Source organism: Anabaena sp. AL09 (assembly GCF_001672255.1).
GTDB lineage: Bacteria > Cyanobacteriota > Cyanobacteriia > Cyanobacteriales > Nostocaceae > Dolichospermum > Dolichospermum lemmermannii.
Window position 1 is genome coordinate 16,971 of record NZ_LJOQ01000043.1, and the last position, 19,389, is coordinate 36,359.

General features: G+C 38.0%; 23 protein-coding genes. 11 read left to right on the forward strand and 12 right to left on the reverse strand.

What is annotated here, in order from left to right:
* Positions 1 to 122: 122 nt before the first annotated feature.
* The 3 genes from tkt to acpP form a co-directional block, all read right to left on the reverse strand.
* On the reverse strand, positions 123 to 2,135 hold the full coding sequence (gene tkt / locus AN490_RS09095; protein ID WP_300002059.1) for a transketolase: 2,013 nt from the start codon (positions 2,133 to 2,135) through the stop codon (positions 123 to 125).
* Positions 2,136 to 2,373: 238 nt separating this feature from the next.
* Positions 2,374 to 3,633, reverse strand: a complete 1,260-nt coding sequence (gene fabF, locus AN490_RS09100; RefSeq protein WP_300002061.1) for a beta-ketoacyl-ACP synthase II — start codon at positions 3,631 to 3,633, stop codon at positions 2,374 to 2,376.
* 239 nt (positions 3,634 to 3,872) lie between these two features.
* Positions 3,873 to 4,127 carry an acyl carrier protein gene (gene acpP, locus AN490_RS09105; RefSeq protein WP_300002064.1) on the reverse strand — a complete coding sequence of 85 codons (255 nt, stop codon included), beginning with the start codon at positions 4,125 to 4,127 and terminating at the stop codon, positions 3,873 to 3,875.
* 229 nt (positions 4,128 to 4,356) lie between these two features.
* Here acpP and AN490_RS09110 point away from each other — a divergent pair, with 229 nt between their 5' ends.
* Complete coding sequence (locus AN490_RS09110) at positions 4,357 to 5,262, forward strand: CoB--CoM heterodisulfide reductase iron-sulfur subunit B family protein (protein WP_015081593.1); 906 nt, start codon at positions 4,357 to 4,359, stop codon at positions 5,260 to 5,262.
* 55 nt (positions 5,263 to 5,317) lie between these two features.
* Here the strand turns inward: AN490_RS09110 and def are convergent, their stop codons facing one another.
* Together def and AN490_RS09120 are read right to left on the reverse strand one after the other, a co-directional pair.
* Complete coding sequence (gene def / locus AN490_RS09115) at positions 5,318 to 5,854, reverse strand: peptide deformylase (protein WP_300002067.1); 537 nt, start codon at positions 5,852 to 5,854, stop codon at positions 5,318 to 5,320.
* 90 nt (positions 5,855 to 5,944) lie between these two features.
* Entirely contained in the window at positions 5,945 to 7,204 is a 1,260-nt protein-coding gene (locus AN490_RS09120) for an HhoA/HhoB/HtrA family serine endopeptidase (RefSeq protein ID WP_300002131.1), read from the reverse strand.
* 230 nt (positions 7,205 to 7,434) lie between these two features.
* On the opposite strand from AN490_RS09120, the gene dnaA reads away from it, so the two are divergent.
* The 7 genes from dnaA to AN490_RS09155 all read left to right on the forward strand — a co-directional run bounded on the left by dnaA (position 7,435) and on the right by AN490_RS09155 (position 11,488).
* Positions 7,435 to 8,811, forward strand: coding sequence for a chromosomal replication initiator protein DnaA (dnaA, locus tag AN490_RS09125; protein ID WP_300002070.1), 1,377 nt, complete (start codon positions 7,435 to 7,437; stop codon positions 8,809 to 8,811).
* Positions 8,812 to 9,096: 285 nt separating this feature from the next.
* Positions 9,097 to 9,549: a nucleoside deaminase gene (locus AN490_RS09130; protein ID WP_300002073.1), complete on the forward strand. Its 453-nt coding sequence runs from the start codon at positions 9,097 to 9,099 to the stop codon at positions 9,547 to 9,549.
* Positions 9,550 to 9,620: 71 nt separating this feature from the next.
* Positions 9,621 to 9,938 (forward strand): hypothetical protein, encoded by a 318-nt coding sequence (locus tag AN490_RS09135; RefSeq protein WP_300002076.1) that lies wholly within the window; start codon positions 9,621 to 9,623, stop codon positions 9,936 to 9,938.
* The gene (locus tag AN490_RS09140) at positions 9,935 to 10,297 is read left to right on the forward strand and encodes an aspartyl protease (RefSeq protein ID WP_148759641.1); all 363 of its coding nucleotides are present in this window, start codon (positions 9,935 to 9,937) and stop codon (positions 10,295 to 10,297) included. Before AN490_RS09135 ends, AN490_RS09140 begins: the two co-directional genes overlap by 4 nt.
* A gap of 170 nt (positions 10,298 to 10,467) precedes the next feature.
* Entirely contained in the window at positions 10,468 to 10,923 is a 456-nt protein-coding gene (locus AN490_RS09145; protein ID WP_210422349.1) for a hypothetical protein, read from the forward strand.
* Entirely contained in the window at positions 10,920 to 11,186 is a 267-nt protein-coding gene (locus AN490_RS09150) for a type II toxin-antitoxin system ParD family antitoxin (RefSeq protein ID WP_300002086.1), read from the forward strand. The genes AN490_RS09145 and AN490_RS09150 overlap by 4 nt, the downstream gene beginning before the upstream one ends.
* Positions 11,183 to 11,488 (forward strand): type II toxin-antitoxin system RelE/ParE family toxin, encoded by a 306-nt coding sequence (locus AN490_RS09155; protein ID WP_271820542.1) that lies wholly within the window; start codon positions 11,183 to 11,185, stop codon positions 11,486 to 11,488. The genes AN490_RS09150 and AN490_RS09155 overlap by 4 nt, the downstream gene beginning before the upstream one ends.
* A 43-nt stretch (positions 11,489 to 11,531) precedes the next feature.
* On the opposite strand, the gene AN490_RS09160 is transcribed toward AN490_RS09155, so the two are convergent.
* The 6 genes from AN490_RS09160 to AN490_RS09185 all read right to left on the reverse strand — a co-directional run bounded on the left by AN490_RS09160 (position 11,532) and on the right by AN490_RS09185 (position 13,477).
* Positions 11,532 to 11,993 carry an element excision factor XisI family protein gene (locus AN490_RS09160; protein WP_366925029.1) on the reverse strand — a complete coding sequence of 154 codons (462 nt, stop codon included), beginning with the start codon at positions 11,991 to 11,993 and terminating at the stop codon, positions 11,532 to 11,534.
* Between the two features lie 35 nt (positions 11,994 to 12,028).
* Positions 12,029 to 12,205, reverse strand: coding sequence for a hypothetical protein (locus AN490_RS09165; RefSeq protein WP_300002092.1), 177 nt, complete (start codon positions 12,203 to 12,205; stop codon positions 12,029 to 12,031).
* Between the two features lie 54 nt (positions 12,206 to 12,259).
* Positions 12,260 to 12,592, reverse strand: coding sequence for a XisI protein (locus AN490_RS09170; RefSeq protein WP_168633117.1), 333 nt, complete (start codon positions 12,590 to 12,592; stop codon positions 12,260 to 12,262).
* The gene (locus tag AN490_RS09175; RefSeq protein WP_168465853.1) at positions 12,580 to 12,999 is read right to left on the reverse strand and encodes a XisH family protein; all 420 of its coding nucleotides are present in this window, start codon (positions 12,997 to 12,999) and stop codon (positions 12,580 to 12,582) included. Before AN490_RS09175 ends, AN490_RS09170 begins: the two co-directional genes overlap by 13 nt.
* 71 nt (positions 13,000 to 13,070) lie before the next feature.
* Entirely contained in the window at positions 13,071 to 13,292 is a 222-nt protein-coding gene (locus AN490_RS09180) for a type II toxin-antitoxin system HicB family antitoxin (protein WP_168503637.1), read from the reverse strand.
* A gap of 89 nt (positions 13,293 to 13,381) precedes the next feature.
* Complete coding sequence (locus tag AN490_RS09185; protein ID WP_300002105.1) at positions 13,382 to 13,477, reverse strand: type II toxin-antitoxin system HicA family toxin; 96 nt, start codon at positions 13,475 to 13,477, stop codon at positions 13,382 to 13,384.
* Positions 13,478 to 13,774: 297 nt separating this feature from the next.
* Here AN490_RS09185 and AN490_RS09190 point away from each other — a divergent pair, with 297 nt between their 5' ends.
* Entirely contained in the window at positions 13,775 to 15,157 is a 1,383-nt protein-coding gene (locus AN490_RS09190) for a HEPN domain-containing protein (RefSeq protein ID WP_300002108.1), read from the forward strand.
* A gap of 171 nt (positions 15,158 to 15,328) precedes the next feature.
* Here AN490_RS09190 and ahcY read toward each other — a convergent pair whose 3' ends face one another.
* Positions 15,329 to 16,606: an adenosylhomocysteinase gene (gene ahcY / locus AN490_RS09195; protein WP_300002111.1), complete on the reverse strand. Its 1,278-nt coding sequence runs from the start codon at positions 16,604 to 16,606 to the stop codon at positions 15,329 to 15,331.
* A gap of 286 nt (positions 16,607 to 16,892) precedes the next feature.
* Between ahcY and AN490_RS09200 the strand changes: the two genes are divergently transcribed.
* Both AN490_RS09200 and AN490_RS09205 read left to right on the forward strand, forming a co-directional pair.
* Positions 16,893 to 18,488 carry a mechanosensitive ion channel family protein gene (locus AN490_RS09200; RefSeq protein ID WP_300002116.1) on the forward strand — a complete coding sequence of 532 codons (1,596 nt, stop codon included), beginning with the start codon at positions 16,893 to 16,895 and terminating at the stop codon, positions 18,486 to 18,488.
* Between the two features lie 234 nt (positions 18,489 to 18,722).
* Complete coding sequence (locus AN490_RS09205) at positions 18,723 to 18,986, forward strand: hypothetical protein (RefSeq protein WP_213711751.1); 264 nt, start codon at positions 18,723 to 18,725, stop codon at positions 18,984 to 18,986.
* The last annotated feature ends 403 nt before the right edge of the window (positions 18,987 to 19,389 follow it).

The window sequence follows — 19,389 nt, forward strand, 5'->3', positions numbered from 1 at the left end:
TATTAAATTGGGTTTTCTAAAACAAGGGGAAGGACAAGAAAGATTAGCATTCATTAGAGTAAAACAAAAAAAAGGTGAGCTTTTTAGCCCACCCGAAAAAATTAGAAAGTATTTTGTGAAAATTAACCTAACAAAGTCTTAGCTTTAGCGACAACATTATCAACAGTGAAGCCAAACTTCTCCAAACAAATACCACCAGGAGCAGAAGCACCAAAAGTATCAATACTTACAGTGTCGCCTTCGCTACCGACATATTTGTGCCAACCGAAGCTACTAGCAGCTTCTACAGATAGACGCTTAGTAACAGCTTTAGGAAGAATAGACTCTTTGTAAGCTGCATCTTGTGTATCAAACAAGGTAGAAGAAGGCATAGAAACAACACGAACCTTCTTACCGACAGCAGTTAATTTTTCTGCTGCACTTACACAGAGGCTAACTTCTGAACCAGTACCAATCAAGATGATATCTGGTGTCCCTTCAGAATCAACAATTGTATATCCACCCTTAGCAACACCCGCAATGGATGTACCAGCTAAGTTAGGAACATTTTGACGAGTAAAAGCCAATAAAGTAGAAGCTTTTGCTTTAGACTTCTCAATTGCGACTTTGTAACCACCGGATGTTTCATTTCCGTCAGCGGGACGAATTACAGTTAAATCAGGAATAGCCCGCAAAGAAGCAAGGGTTTCAATGGGTTGGTGTGTAGGACCATCTTCACCTTGGCCAATGGAGTCGTGAGTCATGACCCAAATTGAACCAGCTTCGGAAAGAGCAGCCAAACGAATAGCAGCCCGCATATAATCGGTAAAGATTAGGAAGGTTGCACCGTAAGGAATCAAACCTGAATTATGCAACGCCATACCGTTACAGATTGCACCCATAGCGTGTTCTCTTACGCCAAAGTGAATGTTGCGGTTAGCGAAATGTCCTTTTTGGAAATCACCAGCGCCTTTGAGTTCGGTGAGGTTGGAGTGGGTTAAGTCAGCAGAACCACCAATTAACTCAGGTAAAACAGCCCCTAGTTTGTTGAGGCAGTTTTCTGAGTGTTTGCGGGTAGGTAATGCTTTATCTTCTGGTGTGTAGGTAGGTAATACTTGATCCCAACCTTCTGGTAATTTGCCGCTAATGAAACGGTCAAATTCCGCTGCTTCTTGGGGATATTTAGCTTTGTAACCAGCATAAACTGTATTCCAAGCGGATTCGTAACCAGCACCGCGTTCTACTGCTTTGCGAGTATGATTAAGGGCATCTTCAGGAACTACAAAAGCGTCGTATTCCCAACCTAAATTTTTGCGGGTAGCGATGGTTTCTTCTGGCCCCAAAGCCGCACCGTGAATACCAGCGGTATCTTGTTTGTTGGGAGAACCATAACCAATGGTGGTTGTCACCTTAATCATGGTGGGTTTGTCGGTGACAGCTTTTGCGGCTTCAATAGCTTGGGCAATTCCGGCTAAATCGGTGTTACCATCTTTAACGTGGAGAACGTGCCAACCGTAAGCTTCAAACCGTTTGGAAACATCTTCTGTGAAAGCTACATCTGTAGAACCATCAATGGAGATGTGGTTGTCGTCATAAAGAGCAATGAGTTTACCTAATCCCCAGTGTCCTGCAATAGAAGCAGCTTCACCGGAAATCCCTTCCATGTTGCAACCATCACCCAGAAGTACATAGGTGTAGTGGTCAACAATTGTGGCATCAGGCTTATTGAACTTAGCAGCTAGGTGTGCTTCGGCTACTGCTAAACCAACTGCATTGGCAATTCCTTGACCTAAAGGGCCTGTTGTGACTTCTACACCGGGTGTAACAAAGTTTTCGGGGTGGCCTGGGGTCTTAGCACCCCATTGACGAAATTGCTTGATGTCGTCTATGGTAACGCTATCGTAACCGGTCAAGTACAGTAAGGCATACTGCAACATTGAACCATGACCTGCGGACAAAACAAAGCGATCGCGGTTGAACCACTGAGGATTTTTGGGGTTATAGCGCATGAAGCTATCCCAAAGCACAAAAGCCATTGGAGCCGCGCCCATCGGTAGTCCTGGGTGTCCTGATTTAGATTTTTCTATGGCATCTACAGCCAAAAAGCGGATCGAATTAATACAAAGTTCTTGGATGGATTGGGTTGCAACAGCCATAATCTCTTTATTGTTAACGACGGGTTAGGACTCTTTTTAGCTTTTTCTGGCTGGGGTCATTATGAAGTGATCCCACTCTTCCTATCATCTCATTTCCCATCACCAATGGACAAGCGGGATCTTCTGAGTTTTTGGTGATCAATACGGCCAATCACTGGTGATTGGTAATTGGTAATGGGAAGAAAAATATTCTCCCCTTTCCTGAAAGCGATAGGATATTTTTTATTTCCAAGTATCTTTAAGATTTAAATTTCTTAAAGGCTAGGGTAACATTATGACCACCAAAGCCAAAGGAATTAGATAAGGCTACCTCGACTACTTGAGCGCGGCTAGTATGGGGGACATAATCTAAATCACATTCTGGATCAAGATTTTCAATGTTGATGGTGGGAGGAATTTTATCATGAGCGATCGCTAAAATTGTCGCTACAGCTTCAATCCCACCAGAACCGCCTAACAGATGTCCTGTCATGGATTTAGTAGAACTGATGGCTACTTTATACGCATGATCTCCCAAAGCTTTCTTAATCGCCGCGGTTTCATTCACATCATTAGCTGACGTACTAGTTCCATGAGCATTGATGTAACTAACCATTTCCGGTGTCAGTGACGCATCTTTTAAAGCTAACTCAATCGCTCTGGCTGCACCTAAACCACCGGGAACAGGAGAAGTCATGTGATAAGCATCACAGGTCATCCCATAACCAACAATTTCCCCATAAATCCTTGCGCCCCGGCTGAGGGCGTGTTCTAATTCTTCGAGAATTAAAATTCCTGCTCCTTCACCCATGACAAAGCCATCACGATCACGATCAAAGGGACGACAAGCATGAGCCGGATCATCATTGCGGGTGGAGAGGGCGCGAGCAGCCGCAAATCCTGCCACTGACAGGGGTGTAACTGCGGCTTCACAGCCACCGCAAATCATCGCTGTGGCATATCCGCCTTGAATTTGACGAAAAGCATCGCCGATAGAATTAGAACCCGCAGCACAAGCTGTTACAGAGCAGGAATTCGGACCTTTTGCCCCAGTATGAATTGCTGTTAATCCTGCTGCCATATTGGCGATCATCATGGGAATCATGAAGGGACTACAACGACTAGGACCTTTATTAGGATCTAAGTAAATGGTTTGTTGGTCTTCTAAAACTTTAATTCCACCAATTCCCGAACCGATAATTACACCAACTTGTTCAGCGTTGAGATCATCAATTACTAAACCTGAATCAGCAACAGCTTGTTTAGCTGCTGATACACCCAATTGGGCAAACCGATCCATCCGCTTGGCTTCTTTGCGATCTAAGTAAGTGTGTGGATCAAAGTTTTTGACTTCACCCGCAATGCGGCAACTATGTTTAGAAGCATCAAAGGCGGTGATATAGTCAATCCCATTTCGTCCGCTTAATAATCCTTCCCAATATTCGGCTGGTGTGTTACCGATGGGTGTAATCGCGCCCACACCTGTTACAACAACGCGGTTACGTTTATAGTCTGTCATGATTGCATTAAATATGGCGAAAAAGCAGCAGGGGAAACAATTAAGAGGGCTGAGTTCCGAGTTAAGTATTCTTAGTTAAGACTATACTGTTTGCTCAATATTATGGACTTTTGGTGCTTTTTTTGAAGTCAAACTTACAGTTTAGACACTTAACACTCATCTCAGGACGGGTTTATCCAGTTAATTTGTATACTCTTAAAGTATTTGTTTAAACCCGTCAATTCTGAATCAAAATTTGCCTATGCAGATGCAGTAGCGTGACTAGAGATATAATCCACAGTGTCTTGAACAGTTTTAATTTTTTCAGCCGCTTCATCAGGAATTTCGATATCAAATTCTTCTTCCAAAGCCATAACTAACTCCACTGTATCTAGGGAATCAGCCCCTAAATCATCAACAAAATTGGCTTGTGGTGTAACCGTATCCGCATCCTCTATGCTAAGTTGCTCAACGATAATTTTTTTAACTTTTTCAAAAGTTGCTGCTTGGCTCATAAATAAAAGTCCTTAACAAGTTGCTATGATTTGCTCTAAATGAACAAAGTTTTTTTTGGGCATATACATCTTATCGGAAAGGGTGAACCTGAGTATAGGTTCTATCATTAAAACTGAGGATTAAAGATGAAGGAGATCCTGGAAATGAGAGATAAAGGTTTAATAACCACAGTAACCACCCAATTAATCAATCCTCATCACCTCTAAACAATAAACCAACTATACTTTTATGCTATCTAAACCGCTAAAATACGCTTACTATCCAGGCTGTGTAGCTCAAGGGGCTTGTAGGGAACTGTATATATCAACCCAATCTCTCACTCAAGCCTTGGGTATTGAATTGGTTGAACTGAAAAAAGCCTCTTGCTGTGGTTCAGGGACATTTAAAGAAGATTCTCAACTACTAGAAGATACCGTTAACGCCAGAAATATCGCTTTAGCAGAATCATTAAATCTCCCTTTACTTACCCATTGCAGCACTTGTCAAGGTGTTATTGGTCATGTTGATGAACGATTAAAAGAATGTCAGTCAACAAATCCTGATTACGTGAATAAGGTTAATGGTTTATTAGAAAAAGAAGGCTGTTCACCCTATCGGGGGAGTACAGAAGTTAAACATCTTCTTTATGCTTTAGTCACAGATTATGGTTTAGAAGAAATTACCCAGCGAGTCACCAAAAAATTAAGTGGATTAAAATGTGCAGCTTTCTATGGCTGTTATCTCCTCCGCGCTCAGAAATCCATGCCCTATGATGATCCTTTTAAACCCGAAGCAATGGAAAATGTATTTCGGGCTGTAGGAGCGACACCTGTATATTATCGTGGCAGAACTCAATGCTGTGGTTGGCCTTTATCTAGCTACGCAACAACAGAATCTTTCCAAATGGCTGGAAATCATATCCAAGAAGCTTTAAATAATGGTGCTGATTGTATTGTGACACCATGTCCTTTGTGTCATTTGAATTTAGATTCTCGTCAACCAGAAGTAGAAAAGGTCATTGGTGAAAAGTTAGGTTTACCGATTTTACACTTACCCCAATTAATTGCTTTAGCTTTAGGTGTCAGTCCCAAAGAATTGGGTTTAGACAGACATATTGTGTCTACAAAACCCATTTTAGAAAAATTAGGTTGGTAAAATATCACCGAGAATTTAGATCCCCGACTTCTCTAAGAAGTCGGGGATCTGTGGATCACTCATTTTTACCAATCACCGATTTTTGATATTCTTCCTCACTAATTAAATCATGATTGTTTTCTACCCGATCTAAAAATACTAATCCCTCCAAATGATCATATTCATGTTGAAAAATTCTGGCAACAAAATCAGTTAATTCTTGTTTTTGTAAATTGCCATAACGGTCTGTATATTCAACTTCAATTGTTTGATATCTAGGAACTAAACCTCTAATTCCAGGAACACTTAAACAACCTTCCCAACCCTTGACTATTTCCGAAGAATGGGCAACAATTCGCGGGTTGATCATTGCGGTGGGCTGCATTTCTGGTGCGTGGGGATATCTAGCATTAGGACGGGAAGCGACGATAAATAAACGGTATGATGCTGCTATTTGTGGTGCAGCAATTCCCACCCCATTAGCTTGAGCAACTGAGGTAATTAATTCATCAATCAGGTTTTGAATTTTCTCATCTTGAATATTCTCAACCGCAGCCGCTTTTTGTCGTAATATCGGATTACCTAATTTAATGATTGGTGCTAATTCATTCATTATGTTTCAAATCTATTTTTTTAATTCCTGTTTCCATCCTCTTCATCCTTTAATTCTGGATATCCTGATTCTGACAGTTTCTAAGGAATTTTATTGCTTGTTAACTGGTAAAGGTGCAGGTTTAACTAAAAATTGAGAAACTTTACCATTACGATCTACTTGCACTTGGAGAGGAATACCGATTTTACTATTTTCTACTATTCTTTGCACCTCATCAACTTTCAAAACTGGTTGATTATTAATACTCTTTATAACATCTCCTGGACGCAATCCAGAAACCGCTGCGGGTGAATTAGCAACAATCCTGATTAAGAGGATTCCTTCATTTGCAGATAAATTTATTTTATCGCCAAATCTGGCAATGATTTTTTCCTTAACTTCAGGTGTGAGTGTGACCATTTGTATGCCTAAATAGGGATGATCAACTCTACCTTTAGCAATTATTTCCTCAGCAATTTTTTGGGCAGTATTAATAGGAATAGCAAATCCTAAACCTTGAGCGCCTTGAATAATTGCTGTATTCATCCCAATGACTTCACCACGGTAATTTAGTAAGGGTCCACCGGAGTTCCCAGGATTAATTGCTGCATCTGTTTGCAGATAATCAACACGCTTATCACTTGCACCGATATCACTACTAGAACGATCTGTGGCGCTGATAATTCCAGAGGTGACAGTATTATTTAAACCCAAGGGATTACCAATAGCGATAACGGCTTCTCCTGGTTGCAAAGTATCCGACTTACCTAAAGCTAGGGTGGGTAAGTTATTAGCTTCAATTTGAATTACAGCAACATCCGTTACCGCATCTTCACCTAATACCTTACCTTTAAAAGTCCGGCCATCTTTGAGAGTAACTGTAACTAAATCAGCACCGTCGACAACGTGGGAATTAGTTAAAATTTGCCCAGATGAATTAATGATAAATCCCGAACCGCTACCTCTTTCTACTCTTTCTCTTTGTTGAGAAGGGATTCTATTACCAAAAAAGCCGCGAAAAAAGGGATCAGAAAATTCGTCTGGTGCTTGAGTGGTAACGGTTCTCGTTGAATCAATGCGAACAACTGCACCTCCTACTTTTTGTACGACTTTGACAACAAAGTTAGGATCTCCAGAAGCGGAAAAAATCGCGGGAGGAGCAATTTCTGTGGTGGGTGCAGTAGTTTTTTGTGATTGAGCATGACTAGGTTCTATTTCTGAGGTGGTTTTCTTGAGACTGGTACAACCTCCCAGCATGAAAACTGCTACACCACAGACTGCAATCCATTTTTTCCCTTTATTGCCCAAGTTTTGGCGTAAAAATCTGGTATTAATATTTTTAGCTGCTAGGTTATAATTATTGATCTTCATCATGTGATTATTGCTCCGTATTCGTTAGTAGTGCTAGGATACTGACTACCTGGTGTTTATCAGGATAATTATATAGCCTCCTATTTGATTTATGTATCTTTAGAGTAGTTCAGATTCCCGACTTCTTTTTTTGGCTTGTAAATAAATTATGAATTGAAATCAGAAGTTGGGGATCTTATTGTATGTGATTACAAATTAGGAATTAGGAATTACGGATAAAGGTGGCGTTAATGGAAATTCCCCTAAATGGTTTGTGGAATCATGTATTAGAGCGTTTACAGTTAGAGTTAGCTCCTCCTACCTTTGAAACTTGGATTAAGACAGCTAAAGCACAGCAGCTAGAAAACAACTGTTTGGTAATATATGCTCCTAATCCTTTTGCTCGCAATTGGCTGCAAAAATATTACATTCATACTATTGCTAATGTAGTCCAAGATATTGTGGGTTATCCCATCGAAATTTATATTACTGTAGTTGAAGATGAGGAAGTTTCTCATTTGGGTAAACAGGAACTGGGGGGGGAATTACCAGCAATAAATCATATTTTGGCAAATGCTCCGATAAATACGCAAAAGACTTCAGATTTAAATTCTAAATATGTTTTTTCGCGGTTTGTTGTCGGCGCTAACAATCGCATGGCTCATGCTGCTTCTTTAGCTGTAGCCGAATATCCGGGGAGGGAATTCAATCCATTATTTTTATGTGGTGGTGTGGGTTTGGGGAAAACTCACTTAATGCAAGCTATTGGTAATTATCGCTGGGAAATCTGTCCTAATTCTAAGATATTTTATGTGTCTACGGAGCAGTTTACAAATGATTTAATTACTGCTATTCGTCAAGATAGTATGCAAACTTTCCGCGAACATTATCGGGCTGCTGATATGTTGTTAGTTGATGATATTCAATTTTTGGAGGGGAAGGAATATACTCAAGAGGAATTTTTTCATACTTTTAATACTTTACATGAGGCAGGTAAGCAAGTTGTAATTGCTTCAGATCGTCCTCCTAATCAAATTCCCAGTTTACAAGAACGGTTGTGTTCCCGGTTTTCTATGGGGCTAATTGCGGATATTCAAACGCCTGATTTAGAAACCAGAATGGCGATTTTGCAGAAAAAAGCTGAATATGAAAATATTCGTTTACCACGGGAGGTAGTTGAATATATTGCTTCTAATTGTACTTCTAATATCCGTGAGTTGGAAGGGGCATTAATTCGGGCTTTGGCTTATATTTCTATTTGGGGTTTACCTATGACTGTGGAAAATCTTGCTCCCATTCTAGGAACTCCTAGCCAGAAAATAGCCACAACTCCAGAGATAATCTTAAATATAGTCGCTGATGCTTTAAATGTTTCTATTGAGGACTTAAAAAGTAATTCCCGTCGTCGGGAAATTAGTTGGGCTAGACAAATCGGAATGTATTTAATGCGACAACTTACAAATTTGAGTTTACCCAAAATAGGGGAGGAGTTTGGTGGTAAAGATCATACGACGGTGATGTATAGTTGTGAAAAGATTACCCAGTTACAAGAAAGTGATCAGAGTTTAGTTCAAACTTTACACCAATTGAGCGATCGCATTCAAATGGCGACTCGTTCCCCAAAATAGAATTAATTTTCTGGATGTTTTCCACAACCAAGAAACTAATTTATCAAATTCAAATCTCTCTTATTCAGTCCGAATTTTAAGAAAAATATAATAAATGATTAATTTTTACTTAAAATTGCGGTAAAAATCCAATTTTTTGCCGAAAAGCTGTGGAAAACTTTAATTTATTATTTATTAGTTTCATGGAGTATCATTATTTTGTAAAAATTGAGGATGGGTTTTCCACAGTTTTTCCACAGGGAAGCATCAATAATACTTATCTTTTTAGATCAGGAGCATTGACAAATGGACGAATTTATGAATGCGGCAATTTTGGAAGCTCAACAAGGTAGACAAGAAGGGGGAATTCCCATTGGTTCTGTGCTGGTTAAGGATGGTAAAATTGTCGGACGCGGACACAATAAGCGCGTGCAAGACGGTGATCCTGTGACTCATGCGGAAATTGATTGCCTCCGCAATGCAGGGAGAATTGGTAACTACAGAGGTACAATGCTTTACTCTACATTAATGCCTTGTTATTTGTGTGCTGGTGCTGTGGTGCAATTTGGCATTAAAAAAGTTATTGCTGGAGAATCAAAGACTTTTTCGGGTGCGAAGGAGTTTATGGTATCTCATGGTGTGGAAGTAGTGGATTTAAATTTAGATGAATGTGAACAAATGATGAGTGATTTTATTACGACTAACCCGGAACTTTGGGATGAAGATATTGGTTGCGATTCGTTGTTAGTTGTTAGTTGAATAACGGTAATCAGTCTGTACATACAAGCATAATTCAAGTTACAATACTAAATAGAGTTCAAGTTAAAAATATGACTCACATTACATCAAAAAAAGTGGTAAGAAGAGGAAGAATTTTTCCTGAATTGATTATAGCACCAGAAGAATTAGCTAGACGAGAAGCGGAAGATGAAATATTTTATCAACGTTGTCGGGCAATTTTTAATCGTGTCCGTTCTGAATATATCGAAAGTCATTATGGTTGGTATATTGCCATAGAACCAAATAGTGGAGAATACTTTCTTGATCAGGATAGGATGCAATCTCATAAAAGAATGTTGGAAAAATATCCTCAAGCTAGACACTTCGTTTTTTGTTTGAATGAAACGGGGACAACTGGCACAATATGATAGAGGGTTACTTTGGAGAAAATGGGCAATTATTTTTTGAGATTGAATTAGTTACTAATGATGGCTTGAATCTTGCTGTAGATGCCCTATTCGATAGTGGTTTTGCAGGTTTTATGGCTATTAATACACAAGATTTAGATGGTTTAGAATGGTTGTATAGTGGGGAGGAAATGTTACGGACTGCTAAAGGTGAATCAAAATTTCAGATTTATTTAGGTCAAGTGATATTAGACGGAAAGCAGTATCAAATTCCTGTGAATGTGGGTAAAGGAATTAATGAAGTTTTGCTTGGTTCTGAGTGGTTGAAGTTTTTGCGGTTGGTGGTGGATTTTCCAGAGAGTATTTTGACTTTGGGATAATTTTTTATTTCGCGCAAAGTCGCAAAGGAGCAAAGACGCAAAGGAAGAATTGCAAGAACAAAGGTTTTTGTAATGTTACCTATTGACAAATGATAAGGTTTACGTATAATAGTACGTAATATCATCTTCAGATTAAGTCAGCGTTTCTTGAAAACGCGGGTATCATGTCAATGGCAATTTTTAGCAATGCTTACTCAGATGAGTTAGTGACAGCTACTGAGTTAAATCGTCAACCTGGAAAGGTTCTAGATAAGGCTTATGAACACCCAATTACTATTACTAGAAATGACCAATCTTTTGCGCTGTTGCGTCGTGAAGATGTGGCTTATTTAGTGAAGGGGGTAACACAAAGTAAGGCTGTTTTTGAGGCGTTATCGGTTGCGTTTCGGTTATTGTTAGGACAAAAAATAGGTTATGAGCATCCTTATGGATGGTTGCGGGTTTTTGATGCGGATGAATTGCAAGAGTTTATTAAAGAAGTGAGTGAGGCTTTTCGCTTAACTGATACTTCTAATGAGGCTTGGGATTTGATTGATGCTATTATTTATGAATGGAAAGAAAGTTCTATAGCTATTATTAGTCCTGAGTTAGCAGCAGCTTTTAATGATGATCAGGTGAAATCATGAATATCCAAATTAAACCGGAATTAGAGCAAATTATTCAAGCGCAAATTGCTACGGGTAGATATACAAATCCTGAAGATGTGATTAGTAAGGCTTTGAAATTGCTTTTGGAGTGGGATAAGGGTTATCAGAATTGGGTAGAAGAAACACGGGAAAAGGTTGATGTTGCTATTGAACAATTAGATAGAGGTGAAGGTATTGATGGAGATGTTGTGATTTCACAATTGCGGGATAAGTTGCGTCAAGCGAGAGAAAGACAAGGATGAAAATACATATTATCTCTCCAGAAGCTAGTCGAGATTTATCAGAAATTATTGATTATTTTACCAATAGAAATATTGATGCTGGAGAGCGTTTTGTTGATGAATTTGAAAAGAAGTGTAAATATTTAGCTAATTTCCCTAATATGGGGCGGAGTTACGAAAATATTAAGGTTGATTTGCGGGGTGTTCCTTTAGATGGTTACGTTATTCTTTATCGAGTTATTAATGGTGGGATTGAAATTGTGCGTGTCGTTAGTGGTTATCGAAATCTGGAATCTTTGTTTACAGAATCAATGGATGATTGAAACTTTATCTCACGCAAAGACGCAAAGGAAGAATACAAAAAATTTAACCCTCTGCAAAACCAGTAAACTGCCTAATATGAGGCACTCTAAAACCTAAAACAATATCTGTTTTCGGTACTCCTAACTCTACTAATTGATTAGGAATTCCTTCTTCTGTAAAATCGCGCTGAATCCAAATTTTTCCATCTTTAATATCTACATGAATCATTGTACCATAGGTTCTATTTTCACCTTCCCAACCTATATGAACTACTAGATAGCGATTTCTTTGAATATCAAAGATTACCTCGATTTCTGTTCCTTCAGAGCAATGACCGTCTGTATGTGTTCCTAACACTTGTTGTACTAATTCAGGGTAATCTAATTTTTCCATAACATTGGGAACTGGTTTTATTTCTGCAATTGCTTTACCTGCTTCAATGATAATAATAGTTTCTCCTGCTGCTACTTGGTGAAGATAGCTAGTGAGGTTTTTTTGGATTTCATCAATGGTTATGGTTAACATGAGATGATTCTGTAGGAATATCAATGATAATTAATTTATGATTCATCAGCTAATAATTCTTCTAAAATTTCTTCTGTAAGTCCTTTAGATTGAGTATTTTTACCGATTCTATCAAAAACAGTAAGTAAATCTTCTTCTTGTTCTTGTGCAGGAAGTTGTAAAACAAGATTAAGAATTTGCTCGAAAGTTAGAGGATAGGTTTTTTGTGTCATGGTAGTTTATTAAGTATCAATAGCTGAAAATCCTGTAAATCTTGATTCAGAAATCTAAACCGATGCAAAACCTGTAAACTGTCTGACATAAGGTGATCTAAAACCTAAAACAATATCTGTTTTCGGAACACCTAACTCTACTAATTGATGAGGAATTCCTTCTTCGGTAAAATCCCTTTCAATCCAAATTTTACCATCTTTAATACTAATATGAATGGGAAACCAGTAAATTCTCTTTTCATCTTTCCATCCGGTAACCAACAATAAATAAACATCCCTTTCTGTATCAAAAACAAGTTCGAGATTTTCTGAATCTTCTACACATTCTTCTTGTGCATATTTTTGGATGAAATTTTTAACTATTTCTCGATAATCTAACTTTTCCATAGTAAGATTTCCTCTCTTTTCACATCAAACACTAATAACTTAATGTCATAAGTCTGTAAAACAGTTTGAATAAAAGAATCTAGAAAAAATCCTTCATATATATCTTGAGATATAGCTAGATATAATATCCTGTGAGGATCTTTCTGTGTTAATACTACCTTATAATTCAAAAACTGACCAATAGCTGTATGAAATTCAGAAATGGCTGAAAGTCCTATAAAACTTTTTACCTCTACGGCTATTTTTTGATTATCTTTCTCCGCAGTAATTAACTTTTCTGCACCTAAATCTATTCTCACTTTAACTTTTTCAGTAAGTTCAAAAGATAAAGGATCATGAGTAATTAGCCAATTATCTTTTTCTAAAGCTAACCTAACTGCATTGTGAAAAAAGTCTTTTGCTGACATAAGAAGTTAAAGTGATATTTTATCTTAGATTATACCTAATTTGTTAAGTTGTTAATTTACAAACTATGAAGTTATGAAGCTATTTGATAAATTACAGGTTTATATCTTGCTTCGGGAATCGGTTTACCTTCTATTTCCGCAGCTTCTAACCAAGCAGCTTTAGCTTTCAAAACTTCTTGCAGTGCTTCTTCTTCAGTTAAACCAAATCCTGAACAATATTTTAAATCAGGAATATCAGCAATATAACCTTCATCTTCTTGACTGTAGAAAATATTAATGTGATACTGCTTCATTGCTCATTCTCCAAAGTGAGTGCATATTCTTCAATCAAAATCAAAAATTGACGAACCTGATAAGGAATAGCTTTACCATTGCGATTTTGTCAGTTAATAAGTTCGGGGATAGTTGGATGAGTAAAAATGTGATGACTACCGTTGATACGTGATAGGGAAAAACCAAAGGCTTCAACTAATGTCACTAAATCATCAAATTGAATATTTCTAGAGCCAGAAAGGACTTTTTATAGTAATTTACGCTTTTTTGACATTACCTTATTTTATCATTGTTTCACATCAAATTTTATCCTACCATCATTATTCTTTACTTAGTAATAATTCGTAGGTTGGGTTAAGCAAAGCGCAACCCAACGCAATAACATTATAAAGATGTTGGGTTTCGTTCATCAACCCAACCTACATAACTGAAGTTATGATTGACATCTGAATATGATACAACATATTATAAGTGTTATCCTTCAGAAAATTTATCAAGATATATGAAAGAGTCTGAATCTTTAGGACTTTGGTGGATTCCTTCTAATCCTGATCAAAAAGTGGCAGGAAGTATTATATTTTCTTATGAAGCGGGCATATCACTTGAAATTATTGGTAGTTTCAATATACAAAATAATTCTATTGATATTGATAATAGCAATCAAGAAATAATTCTTGGAGTTATTCACGGTAAATTATGTACTTTAATGAATTGCTATCAGAAAAATGGTAGCATTTCTTTTCCAGGTATTGAGACTTATAAATATTATATTAGAATGGCTTTATTGGACTACCATTTTAAGAGTTTAGAAGAAATTAAATTTGATAAATTTCAGATTGATTTCACTTACCTAAAATATTTGTCTCCTTTTAAATGGAATCTTCATGATTCTAATAATGAAAATAATAATTTAATGGAGTATAGTTTGTCTTTGTTTACGTTAAATGAAATGAAAGCAAATATCACTAAATGTGAAATATTTATTAAGCAATTTCTACAAACAAAATATAATTATCAAGAAATAAGTGTAAATAAATCTGCATTTATGGAAATTATTCTTAAAAATAAAGAATCTTTAGAAAATATTTTTAAAGACTTTATAATCCCATTGCAAAGTTTTATTACACTGGCTTCCGGTCAAGCAAATCATATAACATCACTATTCTTTTGTTTACAAATTGATGGGGATATTAAAAGAATAGAAGCTATATCTAAACAATCAATTTTCAATACCCAAAATGATATTTTGAACACGGAAAACTTTTTATTTGAATTATATGATATCAAACAGGATTTTAGCCTTATCTTACAAAAGTGGTTTAATTTATTTGATGTAGCTGAAGATATAATTAATCTATATTTTAGCACGATATACAATGATAAACTATTCCTAGAAAATACCTTTCTATCACGAGTTCAAGCACTAGAATCATACCACAGGAGAATAATTGATCAACATAAATCATCTACAGACGAACATAAAAGACGTTTAGAATCCATACTAGAAAATACACCTCTAGAGCATAAAAGGTGGTTGAATGAGGAATTGAATTTTAGCCATGAACCCTCATTAGAAGAGCGATTAAGGGAATTGTTTCAATTAACAAATAGAACAATTTCTCCTTTGATAAATAATGCTGAAGATTTTCTTAAAACAGTTAAAAAAATTCGTAATTACTTAACGCACTATAATAATCCATCCGATGCTAAATTAATGGATAAATTGTTTAGGATTAACCAAGTCCTTGATTTTATGATACAAAGTTGTTTATTAAAAGAGTTAGGATGCTCGGATGATCGTTGTGCAGAATTAATAGAACGGAATCAAAAATATCAGTTTTTAAAGGGCTTAATATCTGAGCAACGTAATTTGAATCAATCATAAACACAAAAAAAGAATACTCCCTTCCTAGCGCAAGATTACCTCTTCTCTTCTTCCCTTCTTCCTTCGCGCTCTTCGTTCCTTCGTGGTTCATTAAATAAATCCATAACACAAAACGAAAAAAAAAGGGATAAGCCCAAAAGCCTATCCCCAAAAAATCAACTAATTAATAACTTACGTTCCAGACTGCCAAGAATTGGTATAGTCAATTTGCGCTGCTGTCAAACTATCAATGAAAATGCCCATAGCTTGCAACTTCAAACGAGCAATTTCTTCATCCACGTCTCTAGGAATAGAATGCAAACCAGCAGCTAAATTACCCTTATTCTTCACCAGGTATTCAACAGCCAAAGCTTGGTTAGCAAAACTCATATCCATAACTGCGCTGGGGTGTCCTTCAGCCGCAGCCAAATTAATCAAACGTCCTTGTCCGAGTACGACAACGGATTTACCACTTGTTAACTTATACTCTTCAGTGAAAGGACGGACTTCCTTGATTTCCTTAGCATTAGCGGCTAAGTATTTCAAATCAAGTTCCAAATCAAAGTGACCAGAGTTACAAACGATCGCACCGTCTTTCATGACATCGAAGTGTTCACCGCGAACGACGTGCTTGTTACCTGTGACAGTAATGAAGATATCACCGTGAGGCGCTGCTTCCGCCATTGGTAGCACGCGGAAACCATCCATAACGGCTTCAATTGCCTTGATATGATCAATTTCGGTAACGATGACGTTTGCACCCATGCCACGGGCGCGCTGGGCTGTACCCTTACCACACCAGCCATAACCGACAACTACAACAGTCTTACCAGCTAACAAAATGTTTGTAGCGCGGATAATCCCGTCTAAGGTAGATTGACCAGTACCATAGCGATTATCAAAGAAGTGCTTGGTGTCTGCGTCGTTGACGTTCATCGCGGGGAAGGTGAGAACGCCTTCGTTAAACATGGCGCGTAACCGCACGATACCTGTAGTGGTTTCTTCGGTGCTACCAATCAAATCAGCGATTTGGTTTTGACGGTGTTGAACTAATTCTGCTACCACGTCGCTACCGTCATCAACAATGATGTTGGGGCGATGATCTAATGCTATTTGGACGTGACGGCTATAGGTTGCGGCATCTTCGCCTTTTTGAGCAAATACGGAAATTTCATGATCAGCTACAAGACTTGCAGCTACGTCATCTTGAGTTGATAAGGGGTTACTAGCAATTAAAACAGCATCAGCACCACCGGCTTTCAGAGCGATCGCTAAATGTGCTGTTTCTGTGGTCACGTGGGCGCAAGCGGAAATACGCAATCCAGCAAAGGGCTTTTCTTTCTCAAAGCGATCGCGGATTTGCTTCAATACGGGCATTTCTCGTCCAGCCCATTCAATGCGTTGTCTTCCCAAGGGAGCGAGTCCGAGGTCTTTAACCTCGTGCTTTAATCTGGGAGTGGTTGCAGTCATGAAAATTATCCTCTAAAAAAATGAAACAGGTTTATAAACCTTTACGTACTTTAACAAGGTTTTCTCATTACTAGCCATATTTTCTGAGAATTAGTAATCAGCTATTCAAAAAGTCCTGTGAACTAGCTTCACCTCTGATATGAGCCGTGTTAACACTAGATCGGGCTTTTTCTTTTTTCATCATTCTCTGGTAAGAATATAGCAACGACTTAGGACATAGGCGACAGGATATTAATTATTCTCTCCCTTCGTTCCTACTCCTTCATTGACACAAGGAGGTGTTTTAGTGATACTTCGATTTTTAGCGGTAGCAGGGACAATGGTAATTACCATCGGTTCTGTCACCAAGGCCACAGCCCAGTTTTCTCCTTTACCTTTTCTGCCCACTCCCAGTAGTTCAAGCAATAAGGTAGATGATAAGATGGTATCTGGCTGGATTAATTTAGATGGTCGTCCTTTATTTAGCATCACTGCCTCAAAAACCAAATTTCCCGAACGTTTTCAAAACATTCAACAGAATTTACAGGATATCACCCATAATTATTTACAGGCATCTGCAACAGAAGTTAAAGTGCAGAATCGCACAGTTAAAGGATTACCGACGATTTTTGTTAATGACCAATACCTGATGACCATTACCTACGAAGATGTTGGACAGGCAAACCCGTTAACATTAGCAAATCAAATTAGTGATGACTTAAAACAACACCTGCAACAAGCCAAACAAGAACGACAAACTCGGTTTTTAATTCAGCAAGGTGAAATTGCTGCTGTGGGGACACTGGCAATGATCATCATCAGTTGGGGTGTCAGGCGTTGGCAAAAGCGTTTAAGCAAGAATGCAGCCGATTCTATCCCGGCTATTTCCAAAGATACTGCACCAATTACCAAACTATTAAATCAACAACAACAGCAGCATCTTCAAGAAGTCAAAACTAGACTTTTTCAAATAGCACAAGCAGGGATTTGGGGCAGTGGTAGTTTAATTATTTTAGGACTATTTCCCTACACACGCGCCTTCCAAATTGGGATTCTCACCATTGCCCAAATTCCCATTAAATTAACTATTGTCGCGGTGGGAACTTATGTAGCTGTGCGGTTTACCTATGCCTTAATAGATCATTTTACCTCAACCATAGTGAGTGGTGGGGCTTTATTAACTCCAGAAACATCCGAACGTTTGCAGTTGAGAATATCCACATTTTCCGGCGTAACTAAAAGTATCACTACGATTATTTTTGTGGGTGCAGGTAGCTTACTAGCTTTGATATCTTTGGGGATAGATATCGTTCCGCTGTTAGCTGGTGCTGGTTTAGTCGGTGTGGCTATATCCCTCGCTTCCCAAAACTTAATCAAAGACGCAATTAACGGCTTTCTGATTATTTTTGAAGACCAATATGCCCTGGGTGATATGATTACTGTGGGTACTGTGGGCGGTTTGGTGGAAAAGTTGAATCTGCGAATGACTCAAGTTCGAGATTCGGAAGGACGCTTAATTACTATCCCCAATAGTGAGGTGAAGATTGTAGCTAATCTTTCTAGTCGTTGGTCACGGGCTGATTTAAGTATTCCGGTTTCTTACCAAGCGGATGTAGATGAGGCTTTGCAGTTAATTGAAGATGTGGGTTTGGAGATGAGTCAAGATCCCAAATGGAAACATCAAATTCTGGAAAAGCCAAATGTTTTGGGTGTTGAGCATTTTAGCGATCGCGGTGTGATGATTCGTGTCTGGATTAAAACCCAACCGCTTAAACAATGGAATGTAGCGCGAGAATATCGTCGTCGTTTAAAAATCACCTTAGACGCAGCCGGAATTTATATTCCTGTACCCCAACAAGCGAATTGGATTAATGAAGTGCAGTTATTGAGTTCTCAGGACTGAGTTTTCATTAAGTTCTTTTAGTCACATTACCTTCTTTCATCTCCGTCAAGAAAATCGTAGAGGCGTTTTATGGAACGTCTTTGCGTTTTTGTATATTTCTATGTAAAGTAGCTTTTCTTATTAAAGGCAATTTTTGATGATTCTCTTGCCATCTTAGTAAATTTGTACTATACTATAAAAATAGTCTTCAAACCTGGAAAGACTTATGGAATAAAGATTTTAAGGGCTACACCTATGATGAAGCATTATATTCTCAATCTTAACCCCACAGCCAAGCATGAATGGGATCGTTGTATTATCCGTGATCCTTTAACCGCAAAACGTCCAGATATAGCTAAAATAATTTCTGAAGCCGTAGGTGCAGATACAGGTAGTTATTTAGTCAGTGTAAATATTGAAGTCACGGTATTACAAGAAGCGCCAATACCATCACCAGAACAGCTTTCTCTACCGTTTCCAGAAGTGTCTGTACCCACCCAATTGAGGGAAGCTGCGTAGAGATCCCCGACTTCTTAAAGAAGTCGGGGATCTAGAATCCAATCATAAGTTAAGTAGGTCAACATAATAAAACCAAACTGTGTAAAGAAAAGTAAAATCTCCCAAAACCTCTTCACTCTTGCATGAGTGCCTCTTGCCTCTTGCCTTCCTACAACGATAATTTTTAACGCCTACGTACTTACAATAAAACTATCAAGTTCGACTGTAAAGCCATGTCTGAATCAGTTCAGTATATCACTAACGCACAGGGAGAAAAGGTTGGGGTACTGTTAAACTTAGAGATCTTCGGTACTTGTTATGCCAAACTATTATCTAAGTAAGTCGGCGCAAAGAAATCAAACTATGTAAAGATAAGTAAATACGGAAAATCAATCTACTGAGGTGATTAAAATATGGGCGCTCG

Coding starts and splice junctions, on each gene's coding strand:
- tkt (WP_300002059.1), bottom strand. CDS start 2,135: ATGGCTGTTGCAACCCAATCCATCCAAGAACTTTGTATTAATTCGATC.
- fabF (WP_300002061.1), bottom strand. CDS start 3,633: ATGACAGACTATAAACGTAACCGCGTTGTTGTAACAGGTGTGGGCGCG.
- acpP (WP_300002064.1), bottom strand. CDS start 4,127: ATGAGCCAAGCAGCAACTTTTGAAAAAGTTAAAAAAATTATCGTTGAG.
- AN490_RS09110 (WP_015081593.1), top strand. CDS start 4,357: ATGCTATCTAAACCGCTAAAATACGCTTACTATCCAGGCTGTGTAGCT.
- def (WP_300002067.1), bottom strand. CDS start 5,854: ATGAATGAATTAGCACCAATCATTAAATTAGGTAATCCGATATTACGA.
- AN490_RS09120 (WP_300002131.1), bottom strand. CDS start 7,204: ATGAAGATCAATAATTATAACCTAGCAGCTAAAAATATTAATACCAGA.
- dnaA (WP_300002070.1), top strand. CDS start 7,435: ATGGAAATTCCCCTAAATGGTTTGTGGAATCATGTATTAGAGCGTTTA.
- AN490_RS09130 (WP_300002073.1), top strand. CDS start 9,097: ATGGACGAATTTATGAATGCGGCAATTTTGGAAGCTCAACAAGGTAGA.
- AN490_RS09135 (WP_300002076.1), top strand. CDS start 9,621: ATGACTCACATTACATCAAAAAAAGTGGTAAGAAGAGGAAGAATTTTT.
- AN490_RS09140 (WP_148759641.1), top strand. CDS start 9,935: ATGATAGAGGGTTACTTTGGAGAAAATGGGCAATTATTTTTTGAGATT.
- AN490_RS09145 (WP_210422349.1), top strand. CDS start 10,468: ATGGCAATTTTTAGCAATGCTTACTCAGATGAGTTAGTGACAGCTACT.
- AN490_RS09150 (WP_300002086.1), top strand. CDS start 10,920: ATGAATATCCAAATTAAACCGGAATTAGAGCAAATTATTCAAGCGCAA.
- AN490_RS09155 (WP_271820542.1), top strand. CDS start 11,183: ATGAAAATACATATTATCTCTCCAGAAGCTAGTCGAGATTTATCAGAA.
- AN490_RS09160 (WP_366925029.1), bottom strand. CDS start 11,993: ATGTTAACCATAACCATTGATGAAATCCAAAAAAACCTCACTAGCTAT.
- AN490_RS09165 (WP_300002092.1), bottom strand. CDS start 12,205: ATGACACAAAAAACCTATCCTCTAACTTTCGAGCAAATTCTTAATCTT.
- AN490_RS09170 (WP_168633117.1), bottom strand. CDS start 12,592: ATGGAAAAGTTAGATTATCGAGAAATAGTTAAAAATTTCATCCAAAAA.
- AN490_RS09175 (WP_168465853.1), bottom strand. CDS start 12,999: ATGTCAGCAAAAGACTTTTTTCACAATGCAGTTAGGTTAGCTTTAGAA.
- AN490_RS09180 (WP_168503637.1), bottom strand. CDS start 13,292: ATGAAGCAGTATCACATTAATATTTTCTACAGTCAAGAAGATGAAGGT.
- AN490_RS09190 (WP_300002108.1), top strand. CDS start 13,775: ATGAAAGAGTCTGAATCTTTAGGACTTTGGTGGATTCCTTCTAATCCT.
- ahcY (WP_300002111.1), bottom strand. CDS start 16,606: ATGACTGCAACCACTCCCAGATTAAAGCACGAGGTTAAAGACCTCGGA.
- AN490_RS09205 (WP_213711751.1), top strand. CDS start 18,723: ATGATGAAGCATTATATTCTCAATCTTAACCCCACAGCCAAGCATGAA.